A 19,719-nucleotide genomic window follows, 5' to 3' on the forward strand; every position below is an offset into this window, starting at 1 on the left:
CCGGGCAAGTCGCCGGGCACGCGAAGGGGCCGGGCACCGGGCCCGGCCCCACCGCTCACGTCACGGCCCCGTGTGCCGTGCGGATGCCTCAGCGGATCGAGGTCACTTGACCGCGTCCAGGGCGTTGACGATGCCGTGGCCGTAGAAGCCGTTCACACGCTCGCCGCCCTCGCAGACCGCGTCCTGCGTGCCGTCGCCGTTCTGGTCGTACGACTCGGGGCAACCCGGGTTGTCCGCCTGCGCCTTGAGCAGCGTCTGGATCTGGTCCGGGCCCAGGAAGGGGTACTTCGACTTCAGCAGCGCGGCGACACCGGCGACGTGCGGCGAGGCCATCGAGGTGCCCTGGAGGAAGGCGTACCCGCCGTTCGGCATCGTGGAGAGGATGCGGCCGTTCTTCGACGGCGTGTCCGGGATCTGGTAGCGCCCGTCGCCGCCCGGCCCCGCGACGTCCGCGACGCGGTAGCCGTACGAGGAGTAGTACGACTTGAGGTTCTGCACGCCCGTCGCGCTGACCGTCACGACGCCCGGCAGCTGGGTCGGCAGGTCAAGGCACTCGCTCGGGTCGATGGTGCGCTCGACCGGCGTCGTGTCGTTGGGGCTGCTCGCGTCCACGATCGCGTCCGAGGCGAGGTCGTGGTTGGAGTTGCCCGCCGACGCGATGTGCAGCGTGCCCTTGTTCTTGGCGTACAGCTGCGCCCGGTTCACCGCGTCGATGACGGCCCGCTGGTCGGGGTCGTTCTTGCAGTTGTAGAGGAACGGGTCGATGTAGTAGCTGTTGTTGGTGATCTCGACGCCGTGGTCGGCGGCGAACACCATGGCGCAGACCACGGCCTCCGGGTAGAAGAGGCTGGTGTCCGGCTCGCTCACCTTGATGGACGAGACCTTCACACCCGGCGCCACACCCGCGACACCGACGCCGTTGCGCGCGGCGGCGATCTCACCGGCCACGTGCGTGCCGTGGTAGTCGTCGGGGGTGTACGGACGCCAGGCGCCCTCGCTGGTGTCGGCCACGCCGCCCACGCAGTTCGCGGACTGGGCCGCGGAGAAGTTCGGGGCGAGGTCCGGGTGGGTGTCGTCGACGCCGGTGTCGATGACGGCGACGGTCACCTTGCTGCTGCCGGGGTTGATCTCGGCGGCCTTGTCGGCGCCTATCGCGCGAAGGTCCCACTGGTCGGCCTCGAGGGGCTCGGCGCCCTCGGTCGCGGCGGAGACGCTCGCGGTACGCGCGGCCTGCTCGTCCGACATCATCTGGACGGCGCCGATGTCCGTCGTACCGGCGGCCGCCAGCGGCGCCGTACGGGTCGCGCCGGCCGACTGCACGCCGCGCACGGCGCGCATCTGCTGCGCGAAGGCCGGGTTCGCCGAGTGGGCGACGATGACGCCGATCCTGTCGTACGAGGTGACGACCCTGCCCTCGGCAGCGGCGATCGCCTTCTTGACCGAGGCGATCGTGCGCGAGTCCGTCGGTGTGTTGACCACGTACGTCAGCGTGCCCGCCTCGGCCGCCTGCGTGGCGGTCTCGACGACGGGGGCGGCCGACGCGGCGGCCGGCAGGAAGCCGAGCGAGGCGGTCAGGGACAGCACGACCGGAACGGCCAGCGCGAGCCGGCGTCTGGAAGGCAGATGAGCCATGGGATCTCCACATCATCCGGAAACGGGAACCGGCCCGAGACACAGGTGATGCCTGGGCAGGTACATGACGTTGGTGCAGAGGTTGAAGCTATCTCCCATGTCGCTGGCCAGCAATGACTTGCCGGACGCGAACTTCGGAAAGAAGTCGGAACGCGTTGAACCGGTCCTCGCGTGGCGCCGTGACCTTGTGCAGGGGAGACGAGGACACTCGCCCCCGTCCCTTTGCCGAAACCGCATCCGCAACGCGAGGAGACTCCGTGGCCACCGACGCACCGCCCCCCTCGAAAGAGCCGCACGTCCTACCCTCCGCCGAGGAGTTCGCCGAGGTGCACCAGAGCACGGAATTCGGTGAACTGCGCCGCTCCTACCGGTCGTTTGCCTTTCCGCTGACCGTCGCCTTCATCGCCTGGTACCTGCTCTACGTGCTGCTGTCGAACTACGCCGGCGGATTCATGGGCACCAAGCTGTTCGGCAACATCAACGTCGCCTTCGTCTTCGGCATCCTCCAGTTCGTCACCACGTTCCTCATCGCCTGGTGGTACTCGCGGCACGCCGCCGCGAAGCTCGACCCCAAGGCCGAGGCCATCAAGTCCCGGATGGAGAACCGCGCATGAATCTCGCGACGACTCTCGCGGCCAACGAGGCCAGCGAGCACCGGCCACTGATCATCACCCTGTTCGCGCTCTTCGTGGTCGCGACCCTCTTCATCACCGTCTGGGCGGGCCGGCAGACCAAGGACGCCGCCGACTTCTACGCCGGCGGACGCTCCTTCAGCGCCTTCCAGAACGGCCTCGCGGTCTCCGGCGACTACATGTCGGCCGCGTCGTTCCTCGGCATCGCGGGCGCCATCGCCCTCTTCGGATACGACGGCTTCCTCTACTCCATCGGCTTCCTGGTCGCCTGGCTCGTGGCCCTCCTGCTGGTCGCCGAGCCGCTGCGGAACTCCGGCCGCTACACCATGGGCGACGTCCTCGCGTACCGCATGCGCCAGCGCCCGGTGCGCACGGCCGCCGGCACCTCCACGATCGTCGTGTCGATCTTCTACCTGCTGGCCCAGATGGCGGGCGCCGGCGTCCTCGTCTCGCTGCTGCTCGGCATCACCTCCGACGCCGGCAAGATCCTCATCGTCGCCCTCGTCGGCGTCCTGATGATCGTCTACGTCTCGATCGGCGGCATGAAGGGCACCACCTGGGTCCAGATGGTCAAGGCCGTGCTCCTCATCGGCGGCACGCTCCTGATCACCTTCCTGGTGCTGCTGAAGTTCAACTTCAACATCTCCGACCTGCTCGGCACGGCCGCCGAGAACAGCGGCAAGGGCGCCGCCTTCCTGGAGCCCGGCCTGCAGTACGGCCTCAACAGCACGTCCAAGCTGGACTTCATCTCCCTCGGCATCGCCCTGGTCCTCGGCACCGCCGGCCTGCCGCACATCCTGATCCGCTTCTACACCGTGCCCAACGCCAAGGCCGCCCGTAAGTCCGTGAACTGGGCCATCGGCATCATCGGCGGCTTCTACCTGATGACGATCGCGCTCGGCTTCGGCGCCGCCGCGCTCATCTCGCAGGACGAGATCATCGCGTCCAACCCGTCCGGCAACACGGCGGCCCCGCTGCTCGCCCTGCACCTGGGCGGCGTCGACTCGGCCTGGGGCGCGATCCTGCTCGCCACCATCTCGGCGGTGGCCTTCGCCACCATCCTCGCCGTCGTCGCCGGCCTCACCCTGGCCTCGTCCTCGTCGTTCGCCCACGACATCTACGCGAACGTCATCAAGAAGGGGACGGCGACCGAGAAGGAGGAGGTCAGGGCGGCCCGGCTCGCCACCATCGGCATCGGCGCCGTCTCCATCCTGCTCGGCGCCCTCGCCCGCGACCTGAACGTGGCCGGCCTGGTCGCGCTCGCCTTCGCCGTCGCGGCCTCCGCCAACCTGCCGACGATCCTCTACAGCCTGTTCTGGAAGCGGTTCACCACCCAGGGCGCGCTGTGGTCGATCTACGGCGGTCTCGTCGTCGCCGTCGGCCTGGTGCTGTTCTCGCCCGTCGTCTCCGGCGACCCCAAGGCGATGTTCCCCGACGTCGACTTCGCCTGGTTCCCGCTGAAGAACCCGGGTCTCATCTCGATCCCGTTCGGTTTCCTGATGGGCTGGCTCGGCACCGTCCTGTCCAAGGAGAAGCCCGACACCGCCAAGTACGCGGAGCTCGAGGTCCGGTCCCTGACCGGCACCGGAGCGCACTGACGCCCCCTCCCACGCGGCCGCGTCGTAGTTCTCTACGACGCGGCCGCGTCCCACGTCGTGGGATCGGGCCTCGGCCGTTGTGGGTGGTGTCACGTAGGCTCACGAGTGACGGCGGAAAGTGCGGTCCGTGACGAGGGAGGGGCCCACGTGCTCATCGACACCTACGGCCGGCAGGCCACCGACCTGAGGGTCTCGCTGACCGACCGGTGCAACCTGCGCTGCACCTACTGCATGCCCGAGGAAGGCCTGCAGTGGCTCGCCAAGCCCGACCTGCTCACGGACGACGAGATCGTCCGCCTCATCGACATCGCGGTGACCTCCCTCGGCATCGAGGAGGTCCGCTTCACCGGCGGCGAACCCCTGCTGCGCCCCGGCCTGGTCGGCATCGTGGAGCGCGTCGCGGCCCTGGAGCCGCGCCCCCAGATGTCGCTGACCACCAACGGCATCGGCCTCAAGCGCACGGCCGAGGCCCTGAAGGCGGCGGGCCTGGACCGGGTCAACGTCTCGCTGGACACCCTCCGCCCCGACGTCTTCAAGACCCTGACCCGCCGCGACCGCCACAAGGACGTCCTGGAGGGCCTGGAGGCCGCCCGCGCGGCGGGCCTCACCCCCGTCAAGGTCAACTCCGTCCTGATGCCCGGGCTCAACGACGACGAGGCCCCCGACCTCCTCGCCTGGGCCGTCGAGCACGACTACGAACTGCGCTTCATCGAGCAGATGCCCCTGGACGCCCAGCACGGCTGGAAGCGCGACGGCATGATCACCGCCGGGGACATCCTGACCTCGCTGCGCACCAGCTTCGAGCTCACCGCCGAGGACTCCGAGGCGCGCGGCTCCGCCCCGGCCGAACGCTGGCTCGTGGACGGCGGACCGTACCGCGTGGGCGTCATCGCCTCCGTCACCCGCCCGTTCTGCGCCGCCTGCGACCGCACCCGCCTCACCGCCGACGGCCAGGTCCGCACCTGTCTCTTCGCCCGCGAGGAGACCGACCTGCGCGCGGCGCTGCGCGACGGCTCGCCGGACGAGGAGATCGCGCGCCTCTGGCGCCAGGCGATGTGGGGCAAGAAGGCGGGCGCGGGCCTCGACGACCCGTCGTTCGTCCAGCCGGACCGCCCGATGTCCGCGATCGGCGGCTAGTCCCGGACAGTCGCGGGACTAGTCCTGCGACTGCCACTCGCTCAGCGGGACGACGTCCTTCAGGAAGCCCCGGACGCCGAGGAACTGCGAGAGGTGCTCCCGGTGCTCCTCGCACGCCAGCCACGTCTTGCGGCGCTCCGGGGTGTGCAGCTTGGGGTTGTTCCAGGCCAGTACCCACACGGCGTCGGCACGGCAGCCCTTGGCGGAACAGATGGGGTTTTCGTCACTCACGGATTCGTCTCACAGGTCCACAAACAAGGCGACGCCGAGCAGCCACGGGGGGAGCTGCCCGGCGTCGGTCCGTCGCTCCGACGGGGGATGCGGAGCGCTTACGAAGTATGTCACGGGTGACCCGTCGCCCGGCACCGGAATGGCATGATTGATCTGAGGTTTTCCTGAGCTTTGGCGAGAAACCTGCTTCCGCTTACGGCCCGGACCTACCCTCCGGAGTTCTCGCGCCGCTCGCCCCCGGCACCCGGCCCCGCGTCCGTCACCACGTCTTCCGGGACGGATTCCGCCGAGCCGCCGTGCGCACGGGGCGGCGCGATCATCGGCGGAGTCGGCGCCACGACGAACGTCGACGGGAGCGACGGCGCGTTCTCGCGCCCCGCGTTGGCGATCACCACGGCGATGTAGGGCAGCAGCGCTCCCACCACCAGCGCCACGATCGCGACGTGCCGTTCCACGTTCCACAGCGTCGCCGCCAGGATCACCGACAGGGTGCGGATGAGCATCGAGATCACATAGCGGCGCTGCCGGCCGCGCACGTCTTCCTGGAGGCTCGTCCGGGCTCCGGTGATCCGGAACACCTGGGCGTTGGCCTCGCCGTGCCGTTTCCGCATCACCATCCACCATCCGTCCGCATCGGCTGCCCCGCCCCGCCACCCGGTCCGCGGCCGGTCGGGGAGACCGGGCCCGGACACCACCCACGGTACGCCGCGCCCGCGCCGGTCACGAGAGCGGGGCCCCGTCATCCCAGGGCCGTCCGACCTGCGCCGTCCCCCGTACGGCCCAACCGAAATGCGGCGCGGGGACGGCGGGCCGAGACTGGCGGTAATGCTCACGTCGAGCCGGACGAGGAGGCAGCCATGGGCTGGTTGTGGGCGATCATCGTGGGATTCGTACTGGGGCTGATCGCCAAGGCGATCATCCCGGGCAAGCAGCACAGTCCACTGTGGCTGACGACCATCTGCGGCATCCTGGGCGCCATCGCGGGCAACGCGATCGCCCGGGGCTTCGGTGTGGAAGAGACCTCCGGCATCGACTGGGCGAGGCACGCCTTCCAGCTCGCGGCCGCGATCGTCATCGTCTTCCTGGTCGACATGGCGTACATGACCATGCGCGGCAAGAAGAGGCAGCGGGCCTGACACCTGCCGGGCCCCGACCGGGGGCCCAGGCAGTGCGGTACCGGCTTCACCCACGCCGAAGGGGCGGCTTCCCACCGGGAAGCCGCCCCTTCGCGCGCCGTACGCGGTGCCCGCCGTACGCCCGGTCAGGCGCCGGTGACCTCCACCGCGGCCAGGTTCTTCTTGCCCCGGCGCAGCACCAGCCAGCGCCCGTGCAGCAGGTCCTCCCCGGCCGGGACGGCGTCCTCGGCGGTCACCTTCGCGTTGTTCACGTAGGCGCCGCCCTCCTTCACCGTGCGCCGGGCGGCCGACTTGCTGGCGACCAGGCCGACCTCGGCGAACAGGTCGACCACCGGGCCGAGTTCGGCGACCTGGACGTGCGGCACCTCGGACAGGGCCGCGGCCAGCGTCCGCTCGTCCAGCTCCGCCAGCTCGCCCTGGCCGAACAGCGCCTTGGACGCGGCGATCACGGCGGCCGTCTGGTCGGCGCCGTGCACCAGCGTCGTCAGCTCCTCCGCCAGCGCGCGCTGCGCGGCACGGGCCTGCGGGCGCTCCTCGGTCTGCTTCTCCAACTCCTCCAGCTCCGCACGGGACTTGAAGGACAGGATCCGCATGTAGCCCGAGATGTCCCGGTCGTCCACGTTCAGCCAGAACTGGTAGAACGCGTACGGCGTCGTCATCTCCGGGTCGAGCCACACGGCGCCGCCCTCGGTCTTGCCGAACTTGGTGCCGTCCGCCTTCGTCATCAGCGGCGTCGCCAGCGCGTGCACCGAGGCGTCCGGCTCCAGGCGGTGGATCAGGTCCAGGCCGGCCGTCAGGTTGCCCCACTGGTCGCTGCCGCCCTGCTGGAGCGTGCAGCCGTAGCGCCGGTAGAGCTGGAGGAAGTCCATGCCCTGGAGGAGCTGGTAGCTGAACTCGGTGTAGCTGATGCCCTCGGAGGACTCCAGGCGGCGGGCCACCGAGTCCTTCGTCAGCATCTTGTTGACGCGGAAGTGCTTGCCGATGTCCCGCAGGAACTCGATCGCCGACAGGCCCTGGGTCCAGTCGAGGTTGTTGACCATCACGGCCGCGTTCTCGCCCTCGAAGGACAGGAACGGCTCGATCTGGCGGCGCAGTTTGTCGACCCAGCCGGCGACGGTCTCCGGGGAGTTCAGCGTGCGCTCCGCGGTCGGGCGCGGGTCGCCGATCAAGCCGGTGGCGCCGCCGACCAGCGCCAGCGGCCGGTGCCCGGCCTGCTGGAGCCGGCGCACGGTGAGCACCTGCACCAGATGCCCCACGTGCAGCGACGGCGCGGTCGGGTCGAAGCCGCAATAGAACGTGACGGGACCGTCCGCGAGCGCCTTGCGCAAAGCGTCCTCGTCAGTGGACAGGGCGAACAGCCCGCGCCACTTCAGCTCGTCGACGATGTCCGTCACGGTTCTCGCGTCTCCTTGATGATCTTCGGGCGGCCGGGTGACCTCCGGCCGCGAACGCCTACGAGGTTATACGCCCCGGCTGACAGAGCTCATATTGAAATCCGGTACCCGCAGCGGCGGCATCGCGGCCCGCGTGAACCAGTCGCTCCACTCCCGCGGCAGCGTCTGCTCCGTGCGCCCCGCCTCCGAGGCCCGGCCCAGCAGACCGACCGGCGACTCGTTGAACCGGAAGTTGTTGACCTCGCCGGTCACCTCGCCGTTCTCGACGAGGTAGACGCCGTCCCGGGTCAGGCCCGTCAGCAGCAGCGTCGCCGGGTCGACCTCGCGGATGTACCACAGGCAGGTCAGCAGCAGCCCGCGCTCGGTGGCCGCGACCATCTCGTCCAGCGTGCGGTCCTCGCCGCCGTCCAGGATCAGGTTCTCGATGCCCGGCGCCACCGGGAGCCCGGTCAGACCGGCGCTGTGCCTGCTGGTCGTCAGGTGCGTCAGCGTGCCCTCGCGCATCCACTCGGTGGCGGTCAGCGGCAGCCCGTTGTCGAACACCGACTGGTCGCCGCCCGAGGAGTGCGCGATCACGAACGGCGCCGACTCCAGACCCGGCTCGGCCGGATCACTGCGCAGCGTCAGCGGCAGGCCGGTCAGCCGCTCGCCCACGCGTGTGCCGCCGCCCGGCTTGGAGAACACCGTACGGCCCTCCGCCGCGTCCCGGCCCGACGCCGACCACATCTGGTAGATCAGCAGGTCCGCGACGGCCGTCGGCGGCAGCAGCGTCTCGTACCGGCCCGCCGGCAGCTCGATCCGGCGCTCCGCCCAGCCCAGCCGTACGGCGAGCTCGGCGTCCATGGCCGCCGGGTCGACGTCCTTGAAGTCCCGCGTGGAGCGGCCCGCCCACGCCGACCGGGCGCGGTCCGGCGACTTGGCGTTCAGCTCCAGCGTGCCGTTCGGCTGGTCGTGCCGCAGCCGCAGGCCCGTGGAGGTGCCCAGGTAGCTGGAGACCATCTCGTGGTTGGCGAAGCCGTACAACTCACGGCCGCCCGCACGCGCGCGTGCGAACGCCTCCCCGAGCGCCGGCGCGAAGTCGCCGAACACGGCGGACGACGTCTCGGCGGGCGCCTCGGTGAACTCCGGCGACGCCTCCACGCCCGTCACCAGCGGCTGCGCGTCCTCGGCCGGCGCGGCACCCCGCGCCGCCGCCTCGGCGGCCCGCACCAGCGGCTCCAGGTCGTCCGCCGTGACCGCGGACCGGGACACGACGCCCGAGGCGGTGCCCTCCTTGCCGTCGACGGTCGCGACGACGGTGAGCGTCCGCCCGCGCGTCACGCCGTTGGTGGTGAGCGCGTTGCCCGCCCAGCGCAGGTTGGCGGTGGACTGTTCGTCGGCGATGACGACGCACCCGTCCGCGCGCGACAGTTCGAGAGCGCGCTCGACGATCTCGTGGGGCTTGCTGACACGGGCGCTCATCGACCGGCCTCCTGCGTGGTGTTCAGAATGTTGACGCCCCTGAAGAGGGCGGACGGGCAGCCGTGGGACACGGCCGCGACCTGGCCCGGCTGGGCCTTGCCGCAGTTGAACGCGCCGCCCAGGACGTACGTCTGGGGGCCGCCGACCGCCGCCATGGAGCCCCAGAAGTCGGTGGTGGTCGCCTGGTAGGCGACGTCGCGCAGCTGCCCGGCGAGCCTGCCGTTCTCGATCCGGTAGAAGCGCTGCCCGGTGAACTGGAAGTTGTAGCGCTGCATGTCGATCGACCACGACCGGTCACCGACGACGTAGATGCCCCGCTCCACGCTCCCGATGAGGTCCTCGGTCGACATCCCGGCCGGGTCCGGCCTGAGCGACACGTTGGCCATGCGCTGCACCGGTACGTGCGCGGGGGAGTCGGCGTACGCGCACCCGTTGGACCGCTCGAACCCGGTCAGCCGGGCGATCCTGCGGTCCAGCTGGTAGCCGACCAGCACGCCGTCCTTCACCAGGTCCCAGGACTGCGCCTCGACGCCCTCGTCGTCGTAGCCGATGGTCGCGAGGCCGTGCTCGGCGGTGCGGTCACCGGTGACGTTCATCAGCTCCGAGCCGTACCTCAGCTTGCCGAGCTGGTCGAACGTGGCGAAGGACGTGCCGGCGTAGGCGGCCTCGTAGCCGAGGGCGCGGTCCAGTTCGGTGGCGTGCCCGATGGACTCGTGGATCGTCAGCCAGAGGTTGGAGGGGTCGACGACCAGGTCGTACGTGCCGGCCCGGACGCTCGGCGCGCGCATCTTCTCGGCGAGCAGCTCCGGCAGTTCCGCCAGCTCGGACTCCCAGTCCCAGCCGGTGCCCGTCAGGTACTCCCAGCCGCGGCCGACGGGCGGCGCTACGGTGCGCATCGAGTCGAACTCGCCGCTGGAGTCGTCCACCGCCACCGCGGTGAACTGCGGATGCAGCCGCACCCGCTGCTGCGTGGTCACGGTGCCGGCCGTGTCGGCGTAGAACTTGTTCTCGTGGACGGTGAGCAGCGAGGCGTCGACGTGGTCGACCGCGTCCGCCGCGAGCAGCCGCGCGCTCCACTCGGCGAGCAGCCCCGCCTTCTCCTCGTCGGGCACCGTGAACGGGTCGATCTCGTACGACGAGATCCACGTCCGCTCCTCGTGCACGGGCTCGTCGGCCAGCTCCACGAGCTCGTCGGACCCGGCCGCCCTGATGACCTGCGCGGACAGCTTCGCCATCGCCACCGCCTGCGAGGCGACCCGGGCGGCGGCGTCCATCGTCAGGTCGACACCCGAGGCGAACCCCCAAGTGCCGCCGTGCACGACGCGCACCGCGTACCCGAGGTCGGTGGTGTCCGACGACCCGGACGGCTTCGCGTCCCGCAGCCGCCAGGACGCGCTGCGCACCCGCTCGAACCGGAAGTCCGCGTGCTCGGCCCCCAGCGCACGCGCGCGTGCGAGCGCGGCGTCGGCGAGGGCGCGCAATGGCAGTGCCGTGAAGGCTTCGTCGATCGTATGAGGCACCGGCGTCTCTTTCTGTGGAGTGACCTGGCTGCCTCCGATCATGTCCCTCCGGGCCGCCCCCGGACCACACCTTTCCCGAGGCGCCCCGCGGGGTTTCTGTAGGGACCCGACAGTGAGTCCCGTAAGCCACTGTGGGTGCCCGAATGTCCGCGGCCGGTACGGGACCGATAGGTTTTCCGGGAAGCCGCCTGCCGAGCCCGGGGGAAACCCACGGCCCGGGCGGTGTGCCAGAACGCTATCGAAAGGGTGATCCGTTGAGCCGCTCGGTTCTCGTCACCGGAGGCAACCGGGGCATCGGCCTCGCCATCGCCCGAGCTTTCGCCGAAGCCGGCGACAAGGTCGCGATCACGTACCGCTCGGGCGAGCCGCCCGCCGCCCTCACCGACCTGGGCTGCCTCCCCGTCAAGTGCGACATCACCGACGCCGAGCAGGTGGAGCAGGCCTACAAGGAGGTCGAGGCGGAGCACGGCCCGGTCGAGGTCCTCGTCGCCAACGCGGGCATCACCAAGGACCAGCTCCTGATGCGCATGAGCGAGGAGGACTTCACGTCCGTCCTCGACACCAACCTCACCGGCGCCTTCCGGGTCGTCAAGCGCGCCAACCGCGGGATGCTGCGCGCCAAGAAGGGCCGCGTCGTGCTCATCTCGTCGGTCGTCGGCCTGTACGGCGGTCCCGGCCAGGCGAACTACGCCGCCTCGAAGGCCGGCATGGTCGGCTTCGCGCGCTCCCTCGCCCGTGAGCTCGGCTCGCGCAACATCACCTTCAACGTCGTCGCGCCCGGCTTCGTGGACACCGACATGACCAAGGCGCTCACCGAGGAGCAGCGCTCGAACATCGTGGCGCAGGTGCCCCTGGGCCGGTACGCGCAGCCCGAGGAGGTCGCCGCGACGGTGCGGTTCCTGGCCTCGGACGACGCCTCGTACATCACTGGAGCCGTCATCCCCGTTGACGGCGGACTGGGAATGGGTCACTGATCACCATGAGCGGAATTCTCGAGGGCAAGCGCGTCCTGATCACCGGTGTGCTGATGGAGTCCTCCATCGCCTTCCACACCGCGAAGCTGGCCCAGGAGCAGGGTGCCGAGATCATCCTGACCGCCTTCCCGCGGCCCACGCTGACCGAGCGCATCGCCAAGCGGCTGCCGAAGCCGACCAAGGTCATCGAGCTCGACGTCACCAACGACGAACACCTCGGCCGCCTCGCGGACGTCGTCGGCGAGGAGCTGGGCGGCCTGGACGGCGTCGTGCACTCCATCGGCTTCGCCCCGCAGGACGCGCTCGGCGGCAACTTCCTGAACACGCCCTTCGAGTCCGTCGCCACCGCGATGCACGTCTCGGCGTTCTCACTGAAGTCGCTCACCACGGCCTGCCTGCCGCTGATGCAGAACGGCGGCTCCGTCGTCGGCCTCACCTTCGACGCGCAGTACGCCTGGCCGCAGTACGACTGGATGGGCCCCGCCAAGGCCGCCCTGGAGGCCACCAGCCGCTACATGGCGCGTGACCTGGGCAAGCAGAACATCCGCTGCAACCTCGTCTCGGCGGGCCCGCTCGGCTCCATGGCCGCCAAGTCCATCCCGGGCTTCAGCGACCTGGCCGCCGTGTGGGACACCCGCGCGCCCCTGGAGTGGGACCTCCAGGACCCCGAGCCGGCCGGCCGCGGTGTCGTCGCCCTGCTGAGCGACTGGTTCCCGAAGACCACCGGCGAGATCATCCACGTGGACGGCGGCCTGCACGCCATCGGCGCCTGACCGGCCCCGCCGCAGGTCAGCACTGCCTCGACGCCCCGTTCCCCGCACCGCGCGGGGAGCGGGGCGTCACCCGTTCGGCCCCGCAGGCCGGGCGGCCGGCCGGGCCGTCCGCGCACTCTGGAGACGCGCTCACCGCGTGCTTCCCTCCCCAGCGCGGCCGAGGAGGTCCCTGTGTACCTGATCCACAGCCTGGCCTCAGTGACCGTAGCCGCGGCACTCCTGGTGAGCCTGCCGTGCGAGGCCCTCGCGCACGCACGCGTGGGCGCGCCGTACGACACGGCCCCGCACACGCGCGTGGCCGCCGCGCTGCCCGCCGGGCACGCGCCGTTCGGCGCCGAGTGCCGCATAGCCGTCAGCGGCTCGCAGGCGGTCGCCCACTGCCACAACCCGTACGTGGACACCGACCGCGTCCGCCTGCACATCGAGTGCGAGCGCTGGTGGGACCTCGACACCGACAGCGCCCCCGCCGACACCGGCCCGGCCGAGACCGTACGGCTCACCGGCCGGTGCTGGAAGGAGGTCCGCGCGGTGTGGGTCAGCCACCAGAACCTGGGGAGCTGAACCGCCCCGGGCGGCACAGGAACGGATAGCTCGCCGCCTCCGCGGCTGCCGCCGCCGCGTCGCCCGCGCGGATCGCGTCGACCAGCCGCGAGTGGTCCATGTGTGTCTCCGGCGTCAGCTCCGCGCCGACGTCCTCGCGCAGCCAGTCCCGCAGCACCTCGCCGAGGTCCGCGTACATCTCCGTCATCACGTCGTTGTGGGAGGCCGACACCACGGCCAGGTGGAACGTCGAGTCCGCCGTCACGAACGCCTCCGTGTCGCCCGACTCCCACGCCTCCTCGCGGCGCAGCAGCAGCGCGTCCAGCTGCTTGAGATCCTTCTCCGTGCGCCGCTCGGCGGCCAGCTTCGCGGCGGCCGACTCCAGCGTGGACCGCAGCTCCGCGATGTGCCCGGGGTCGGCGTTGGCGAAGCGGCGGTGCATCACGCCGGCCAGCTCACTGGTCGCCACGACGTACGTGCCGGAGCCCTGGCGGATGTCCAGCAGGCCGTTGTGCGCGAGGGCGCGGACGGCCTCGCGGACCGTGTTGCGGGCGACCCCGAGCTGCTCGACCAGCTCGGGCTCGGTCGGGATGCGGGAGCCGACGGGCCACTCGCCCGAGGTGATCTGGGTGCGCAGCGCGGCGATGACCTGCTCGGAGAGCGCGGAACGCCGGGGATGGCTCAGGGGCATGTCACACCTTCGCACGGCCGCACCGGCGGCGGACCGCCGGACCATGGACAACCAATCATCCCATGATTCTATGATGGTCCCCATGGCTAGCGAGGAAACCCGAACCCGGACAGCGGAGTCCACGACGAACGCCCCGATACCGGCCCCCACGTCCGCCGCCACGCGCGCGTGGACCGTGCGTCTGCTCGTCGTCGGCATCGTCCTGGCCGCGCTGAACCTCCGCCCGGCCATCACCAGCCTCGGCGCCCTCCTCGAAGAGGTACGCGACGGGCTCGGCATGAGCGGCAGCGTGGCCGGGCTGCTCACCTCCGTGCCCCCGCTCTGCTTCGCCGTCTTCGGCGTCACCGCCCCGCGTCTCGCCCGCCGCTTCGGCCCCGGCGCGGTGGTCTGCGCCGGCATGGCCGCCATCGCCGCCGGTCTGCTGATCCGGCCCTACGCGGGCAGCACGCCCGCCTTCCTGGCCGCCAGCGCCCTCGCCCTCATGGGCATCGCCGTCAGCAACGTCCTCATGCCGGTCATCGTCAAGCGCTGGTTCCCCGACCGCGTCGGCTCCATGACCGGCGTGTACTCGATGGCCCTCGCCTTCGGCACGTCCGTCGCCGCCGCGGCGACCGTGCCCGTCACCGGTGCCCTGGGCGGGAACTGGCAGTCCGGCCTCGCCGTCTGGTCCGCGCTGGCCGCCGCGGCCGTCCTGCCGTGGCTCGGCTTCGTACGGGACCGGGCCGTGCCGCACGCCGAGCGGTCCGCCGCGGCGCACGGCACGGGCGAGGAGCGGCCCGCGCTGCGCATCACCCGCAGCCGCACCGCCTGGGCGCTCGCCGTGTTCTTCGGGCTCCAGGCCACCGCCGCCTACATCACCATGGGCTGGATGGCGCAGATCTTCCGGGACGCGGGTGTGCCCGCCGGCACCGCCGGACTCCTGCTCGCCGTCACCATGGTGATGGGCGTGCCGCTGGCCTTCGTCATCCCGCGCCTGGCGACCCGGCTGCCCAGCCAGGGCCCGATCGTCCTCGCGCTCGGCTTCTGCGGCCTCGCCGGATACGCCGGCCTGTACTTCGCCCCGGCCGAGGGCGCCCTGGCCTGGGCCCTGCTGCTCGGCGTCTCGAACTGCGCCTTCCCGCTCGCGCTCACCATGGTCGGCATGCGGGCCAGGACCGGCGGGGGTGTCGGCCAGCTGTCGGCCTTCGCGCAGAGCACCGGCTACCTGCTCTCCATCCCGGGCCCGCTGCTGGTCGGCGTGCTCTACCAGCACAGCGGCGGCTGGGGACTGCCCCTCGCGCTCATGACCGCCCTGATGATCCCGCAGATGCTGGTGGGCGTCCTGGCGGGCCGCGACCGCACGGTCGAGGAGGAGGCGGCCCGCTGACCGCGCGGGCGCGCACCCCGTGGCGGGGCCGGGCCGCCGGGGTGCGAGACTTGACGCATGCCAGTGCTCGACCCGAACCCCCGCAACGGCCAGAAGAAGATGCTGCTCGTCTTCGGGGCCTTCTTCGCCATCTTCGTGATCATCGGCGTCGTCGCGTCCATCGCGGCGCCCTGACCGCGCGCCCCGCCGGCCCGGCCCGTGGTGGGGCTGCCCCCACCATCCCCTAGGGGGCCAGGGTCAGGGTCAAGTGGGTGGATCTCCGGATGGGTTGACGGCGGCGGATTCCGTAGCTTCGAGACGTGGCCGCGCACGGCGGACCACGCGGCGCGGACCACGCGTCCCGGAGACCTGCGGAGGCACCCATGTCGGCCCCCACGCACACCCGGCCCCACCCGGCTTCCCGGGGCGGCGCCGACAGCAGGCTGCCCTGGTGGGCCCTTGCCCTGCCCACGCTGACCTTCGTCGCCCTGCTCGCCCTGATACTGCACCCGTCCGACGCCCACGCGGCGGCGGGCGACCCGGCGATCACGCAGGTGCTCGCACACCTGCGGCATCTGATCATGGGCTGACCGCGCGCCCGTCACGCGCCGACCGGTGTCGGAGAGCGCCGTCAACTCCCTGCGCCTCATGGCCTGTTTCGTGCGAAGCTGGGACGCATGAGCGTCGCAGAACCCCGCAGGATTGTCCTTTTCCGGCATGCGAAAGCCGACTGGCCACAGGTGACCGACCACGAGCGACCGCTCGCCGAGCGGGGGCGCATGGACGCCGCGTTCGCCGGACGCAAGCTGGCCGACACCGGCATCCCCTTCGACCTGGCCCTGTGCTCCACCGCGACCCGGACCCGCGAGACCTGGAAGCTCGCCGTACACGAGTTCGAACACCGACCGAAGACCGTGTACGAGGAGCGGATCTACGAGGCCTCGCCCGGTGAGCTCATCACCGTGCTCAACGAGACCCCCGACGACGCGCGCAACGTCCTGCTGATCGGCCACAACCCCGGCATCCACGGCCTCGCCGACGTCCTGGCCGGCTCGGCCGACGGCGACGCCCGCGACCGGATGGTCCGCCGCGGCTTCCCGGCCGCCGCGTTCGCCGTCCTGACCTTCACCGGGACCTGGAAGTCCGTGGAGCCCGGCGCCGCCACACTGGTCGACTACTGGGCGCCCACGGAGTAGTAGCCCCTCCTCAGGGGCGACCCCGTGCCCCGAGGCGAACCCGAGGCACGACCAGGCACGACCAGGCACGACGTGGGCCCGGCACCCCGAGGGTGCCGGGCCCGTCACGTACGCAAGGGGTCAGCGCGCTTCGTGGGTGTCCGCCGCCTCGACCTCTTCGCGGGTCACGCCGAGCAGATACAGCACGGTGTCCAGGAACGGCACGTTCACCGCCGTGTGCGCGGCCTCCCGCACCACCGGCTTCGCGTTGAAGGCGACGCCCAGACCTGCCGCGTTCAGCATGTCCAGGTCGTTGGCCCCGTCACCGATCGCCACCGTCTGCGACAGCGGTACGCCCGCCTCCGCCGCGAACCGGCGCAGCAGCCGCGCCTTGCCCGCCCGGTCCACGATCTCGCCGGTGACCTTGCCCGTCAGCCTGCCGTCGACGATCTCCAGCGTGTTCGCCTGGGCGAAGTCCAGCCCCAGGCGCTCCTTCAGGTCGTCGGTGACCTGCGTGAACCCGCCGGACACGACACCGACTTGGTAGCCGAGGCGCTTCAGCGTACGGATCAGCGTGCGCGCGCCCGGCGTCAGCCGCACCTCGCTGCGCACCTTGTCCACCACCGACGCGTCCAGACCCTCCAGGAGCGCCACGCGCGCGTGCAGCGACTGCTCGAAGTCCAGCTCGCCGCGCATCGCCGCCGCCGTCACCTCGGCGACCTTGTCCTCGCAGCCCGCGTGCGCCGCGAAGAGCTCGATCACCTCGTCCTGGATGAGCGTCGAGTCCACGTCCATGACGACCAGCCGCTGCGCGCGCCGGTGCAGGCCCGCGGCGACGACCGCCACGTCCACGCCGAGCGCCGCCGCGTCCGTCACCAGGGCGGTGCGCAGCGGCTCGGTCTCGACGCCGGACACCGCGAACTCCACGGCCGTCACGGGGTACTTGGCGAGCCGGAAAATACGGTCGATGTTGCCGCCGGTCCTGGTGATGCGGGCGGCGATCGCGGCCGTCGCCTCCGCGGTGAGCGGGTGGCCGAGCACGGTGACCAGGGAGCGGCCGAGGCCACGCGGACGGTTGTCGCCGAGGCCGGAGATGATCTCCGCCTGCAGCTTCAGCGACTCCGCCCAACTGTGAATGGTCGCCCGCAGCTCGCCCTCCAGGCCCTGGGGCGGCTCCGTCACGAGCGCGCACAGCACGATCCGGCCCCGCGTGACGACCTGCTCGATGTCGACCACGTCGACGGAGTAGGCGGCGAGGGTGTCGAAGAGGCCGGCCGTGATGCCCGGCCTGTCCTTGCCGAAGATCTTGACAAGGAGCGTGGGGACGTCGGAGGTCTGCGATGCGCTCATGGTGCTTCCACCGTATCCGGCACCCAGTGCCTCACGCCCGCGAGGTCCGCCAGCCGGACACGGAACAGTCCGTGTCCGGTGGGTTGCCGGGGACTTGCCGTGAGCTTGCCGGTGCGCCGGGAACTCGCGCCCGACGGCCGGGTCACCGCCCGCCGTTCGGCCTGCGCGGTGGTGGCGGGGGCGGGGGAGGCGGCGGCCCGTCGCCCCACCTGGGAGGACGCCTGACCCGCCCCGCTCCCGGCGATTGCCGGGGGCCCCTGGGAGGTGGCCCCAAGGGCCGCGCCACGGTCGGCGCCCCGTAGAGATCGTCGGCGCCGGGGTCGACCGCGTCCCGCGTCGCGCTTCCGTCCGCACCCGTCCCTCCGGCGCCCGGCAGCCGCAGGTAAGGATTCGTCGCCGGGTTCGGCGGCCGGTGCGGCGTGCTGGGCGCGTAGGGGCCGAACCGCCCGGTCGGGCCGGCGTACAGCGGGTAGTCGACCTCCGCCTCCTCACCCTCCGCGCCGGCCACGTCACTCAGTGCCAGTGGCGCCGCCCGCCTCCCCGCCGATCCGGACACCCACGCCAGCAGCGCCCCGGCGGCACCGGCGCCCGCGCCCCACGCCGCCCCGAGCAGCGCCGCCGGACCGAGGCGACCGTGCAACTCGACGCCCGCGCCCAGCGCCTCGACGCCGAGCACGGACACCGAGGCGCCCACGGACACACCCGTGAGCCACACCAGCAGCGGCAGCGTCACCGCCGTCACCACCCCGAGCCGCACGACACACCACCCGACGAATCCGAGGACCCGACGCCGAGGCCCAACGACCCCGTCGGCTCCGCGCCCCCGCTCACCCATCCCGCTCCCGCGCTCGCCGCTCCCGTGCCCCAGCCCAGCGAGCCCGCCCCCGCGCCCGGCGCCACCGCCCCCATCCCCACCCCCGCCGCGCAGCGCAAGCCCACGGTCCCCCGGTGGGCGCGCCGGACCCGGCGTCCGTATCGCCGTCAGTACGCCCGCCAGCAGCATCAGCAGTCCCGCGCCCACACCCAGCAGCCAGACCCTGCCGTCCAGCTCGGCCAGCCGGGCCAGGGCGACGGGCCGGTCGGAGCCGGTCAGGAGGTCGTCGAGCGGGGCGGGCAGGAAAGGGGACGGTGCGCCGGACGCCTCGCCGTCCCAGGGCACGAACAGGCCGACCGGCACCCCGAGCCACGCCCCGTTCGGCGCGCCCAGCAGCGCGGCGCCCGCGATCCGCCGGGGGTGGTCGTCGCCGGCCGCCGCGTACCCGGCCGCCGCGAGCCCCGCCGCCACCGCGACGAGCAGCACCGCGGCGAGAGCGGACGCGGCGGGCCGTACCACCCGGTGGACGGCGCCCCACCCGCGTGGCAGGGGAGTGCGGCGCGAGGCGAGCAGGGCGACGAGCAGGACGCCGACCGACCAGATCAGGCCACCGAGCAGCGTCGCTCCCGTGTCGACCGTGAAGCCGACCGACATCCGCGCGTCCACGAGGTCGCCGACCCGGTCCGACAGCCCACCGCCCGCGTCCCCCACCCCACCGATGCCCGCGATGTCGCCGAGCCCGGGGATCTCCGGCCCTCCGCCGGGCAGGTCGTCCGGGACCAGTGAGCCGCCGTCGATCACGACGACGTCGTGACCCGCCCACGCCGGCACGCCCAGCATCGCCACGAACATCGCGGCCACCGATCCCGCGCGGGCCAGGAGTTCGGCCGGTGAGACCACAACCCCCGCCGCGCGCAGGGAGCGTAGGAAGAAGTACGACAGCAGCAGCGCGCCGGTCAGGCTCACGCCGAGTGGCGTGATCCGGACGGCGGTGTGCGTCACGGTGCCGTCGAGCCCGAACGCGGACATCTCGCCGGACGTCGTGACCGAACCGCCCGCGCCGAGCGCCACCACCGCCGCGGTCATCGGCCCGAGCCGCGCGGTGGCGTCCGCGTCCAGCAGCCGCAGGCCGAGCGCGGCGACGCCCGTCATCCCGATCAGCGCCCAGCTCGCGGCGGCCGCCGCGGACACCAGGACGTCGATCCACGGCACGCGCGTGCCGTGCCGCGCGGTTCCGCTGCGCAGCGCAGAGCTCATGGCAGACCCCCCGATCCGCGGCGCGACGGTTGCCGCGCATGTCCCCCTCGCGAGGAATA

General features: G+C 71.9%; 20 protein-coding genes. 11 read left to right on the forward strand and 9 right to left on the reverse strand.

What is annotated here, in order from left to right:
* Positions 1-102 precede the first annotated feature (102 nt).
* Complete coding sequence (locus ACZ7D7_RS13280; RefSeq protein WP_470824207.1) at positions 103-1,632, reverse strand: S8 family peptidase; 1,530 nt, start codon at positions 1,630-1,632, stop codon at positions 103-105.
* Between the two features lie 257 nt (positions 1,633-1,889).
* Between ACZ7D7_RS13280 and ACZ7D7_RS13285 the strand changes: the two genes are divergently transcribed.
* The 3 genes from ACZ7D7_RS13285 to moaA all read left to right on the forward strand — a co-directional run bounded on the left by ACZ7D7_RS13285 (position 1,890) and on the right by moaA (position 4,999).
* Positions 1,890-2,246 (forward strand): DUF485 domain-containing protein, encoded by a 357-nt coding sequence (locus ACZ7D7_RS13285; RefSeq protein ID WP_470824209.1) that lies wholly within the window; start codon positions 1,890-1,892, stop codon positions 2,244-2,246.
* A complete protein-coding gene (locus tag ACZ7D7_RS13290; protein WP_470824210.1) occupies positions 2,243-3,862 on the forward strand; it encodes a solute symporter family protein in 1,620 nt (539 codons plus the stop codon). Before ACZ7D7_RS13285 ends, ACZ7D7_RS13290 begins: the two co-directional genes overlap by 4 nt.
* Positions 3,863-4,009: 147 nt before the next feature.
* Complete coding sequence (gene moaA / locus ACZ7D7_RS13295) at positions 4,010-4,999, forward strand: GTP 3',8-cyclase MoaA (RefSeq protein WP_470824212.1); 990 nt, start codon at positions 4,010-4,012, stop codon at positions 4,997-4,999.
* A gap of 18 nt (positions 5,000-5,017) precedes the next feature.
* Here moaA and ACZ7D7_RS13300 read toward each other — a convergent pair whose 3' ends face one another.
* On the reverse strand, positions 5,018-5,230 hold the full coding sequence (locus ACZ7D7_RS13300; protein WP_470824213.1) for a hypothetical protein: 213 nt from the start codon (positions 5,228-5,230) through the stop codon (positions 5,018-5,020).
* A 206-nt stretch (positions 5,231-5,436) separates the two neighbouring features.
* On the reverse strand, positions 5,437-5,841 hold the full coding sequence (locus ACZ7D7_RS13305; protein WP_470824266.1) for a DUF3099 domain-containing protein: 405 nt from the start codon (positions 5,839-5,841) through the stop codon (positions 5,437-5,439).
* A gap of 246 nt (positions 5,842-6,087) precedes the next feature.
* On the opposite strand from ACZ7D7_RS13305, the gene ACZ7D7_RS13310 reads away from it, so the two are divergent.
* Positions 6,088-6,366 (forward strand): GlsB/YeaQ/YmgE family stress response membrane protein, encoded by a 279-nt coding sequence (locus tag ACZ7D7_RS13310; RefSeq protein ID WP_470824214.1) that lies wholly within the window; start codon positions 6,088-6,090, stop codon positions 6,364-6,366.
* 125 nt (positions 6,367-6,491) lie between these two features.
* Here ACZ7D7_RS13310 and tyrS read toward each other — a convergent pair whose 3' ends face one another.
* From tyrS to ACZ7D7_RS13325, 3 genes are all read right to left on the reverse strand, one after another.
* Positions 6,492-7,760 (reverse strand): tyrosine--tRNA ligase, encoded by a 1,269-nt coding sequence (gene tyrS / locus ACZ7D7_RS13315; protein ID WP_470824215.1) that lies wholly within the window; start codon positions 7,758-7,760, stop codon positions 6,492-6,494.
* 66 nt (positions 7,761-7,826) lie between these two features.
* Complete coding sequence (locus ACZ7D7_RS13320) at positions 7,827-9,221, reverse strand: metallopeptidase TldD-related protein (protein ID WP_470824217.1); 1,395 nt, start codon at positions 9,219-9,221, stop codon at positions 7,827-7,829.
* Positions 9,218-10,741 (reverse strand): TldD/PmbA family protein, encoded by a 1,524-nt coding sequence (locus ACZ7D7_RS13325; RefSeq protein ID WP_470824218.1) that lies wholly within the window; start codon positions 10,739-10,741, stop codon positions 9,218-9,220. Before ACZ7D7_RS13325 ends, ACZ7D7_RS13320 begins: the two co-directional genes overlap by 4 nt.
* A 254-nt stretch (positions 10,742-10,995) precedes the next feature.
* On the opposite strand from ACZ7D7_RS13325, the gene fabG reads away from it, so the two are divergent.
* From fabG to ACZ7D7_RS13340, 3 genes are all read left to right on the forward strand, one after another.
* Entirely contained in the window at positions 10,996-11,715 is a 720-nt protein-coding gene (gene fabG / locus ACZ7D7_RS13330) for a 3-oxoacyl-[acyl-carrier-protein] reductase (protein WP_470824219.1), read from the forward strand.
* A 5-nt stretch (positions 11,716-11,720) separates the two neighbouring features.
* Positions 11,721-12,488 carry an enoyl-ACP reductase FabI gene (gene fabI / locus ACZ7D7_RS13335; protein WP_470824220.1) on the forward strand — a complete coding sequence of 256 codons (768 nt, stop codon included), beginning with the start codon at positions 11,721-11,723 and terminating at the stop codon, positions 12,486-12,488.
* A gap of 171 nt (positions 12,489-12,659) precedes the next feature.
* Positions 12,660-13,049 (forward strand): hypothetical protein, encoded by a 390-nt coding sequence (locus tag ACZ7D7_RS13340; RefSeq protein WP_470824222.1) that lies wholly within the window; start codon positions 12,660-12,662, stop codon positions 13,047-13,049.
* Here ACZ7D7_RS13340 and ACZ7D7_RS13345 read toward each other — a convergent pair.
* Positions 13,024-13,719 carry a FadR/GntR family transcriptional regulator gene (locus tag ACZ7D7_RS13345; RefSeq protein WP_470824223.1) on the reverse strand — a complete coding sequence of 232 codons (696 nt, stop codon included), beginning with the start codon at positions 13,717-13,719 and terminating at the stop codon, positions 13,024-13,026. The two genes, ACZ7D7_RS13340 and ACZ7D7_RS13345, sit on opposite strands and share 26 nt — an antisense overlap.
* A gap of 70 nt (positions 13,720-13,789) precedes the next feature.
* On the opposite strand from ACZ7D7_RS13345, the gene ACZ7D7_RS13350 reads away from it, so the two are divergent.
* The 4 genes from ACZ7D7_RS13350 to ACZ7D7_RS13365 all read left to right on the forward strand — a co-directional run bounded on the left by ACZ7D7_RS13350 (position 13,790) and on the right by ACZ7D7_RS13365 (position 16,260).
* On the forward strand, positions 13,790-15,085 hold the full coding sequence (locus tag ACZ7D7_RS13350) for a CynX/NimT family MFS transporter (RefSeq protein ID WP_470824225.1): 1,296 nt from the start codon (positions 13,790-13,792) through the stop codon (positions 15,083-15,085).
* A 57-nt stretch (positions 15,086-15,142) separates the two neighbouring features.
* Complete coding sequence (locus ACZ7D7_RS13355) at positions 15,143-15,259, forward strand: SGM_5486 family transporter-associated protein (RefSeq protein ID WP_279547026.1); 117 nt, start codon at positions 15,143-15,145, stop codon at positions 15,257-15,259.
* A 188-nt stretch (positions 15,260-15,447) separates the two neighbouring features.
* Positions 15,448-15,654, forward strand: coding sequence for a hypothetical protein (locus ACZ7D7_RS13360; RefSeq protein WP_470824226.1), 207 nt, complete (start codon positions 15,448-15,450; stop codon positions 15,652-15,654).
* Between the two features lie 87 nt (positions 15,655-15,741).
* Positions 15,742-16,260, forward strand: coding sequence for a SixA phosphatase family protein (locus ACZ7D7_RS13365; protein ID WP_470824228.1), 519 nt, complete (start codon positions 15,742-15,744; stop codon positions 16,258-16,260).
* Between the two features lie 120 nt (positions 16,261-16,380).
* Here ACZ7D7_RS13365 and serB read toward each other — a convergent pair whose 3' ends face one another.
* Both serB and ACZ7D7_RS13375 read right to left on the reverse strand, forming a co-directional pair.
* Positions 16,381-17,589 carry a phosphoserine phosphatase SerB gene (serB, locus tag ACZ7D7_RS13370; RefSeq protein WP_470824229.1) on the reverse strand — a complete coding sequence of 403 codons (1,209 nt, stop codon included), beginning with the start codon at positions 17,587-17,589 and terminating at the stop codon, positions 16,381-16,383.
* A 142-nt stretch (positions 17,590-17,731) separates the two neighbouring features.
* Positions 17,732-19,660, reverse strand: a complete 1,929-nt coding sequence (locus tag ACZ7D7_RS13375) for a streptophobe family protein (RefSeq protein ID WP_470824230.1) — start codon at positions 19,658-19,660, stop codon at positions 17,732-17,734.
* Positions 19,661-19,719 lie beyond the last annotated feature (59 nt).

This window comes from Streptomyces sp. NPDC037054, assembly GCF_055606745.1.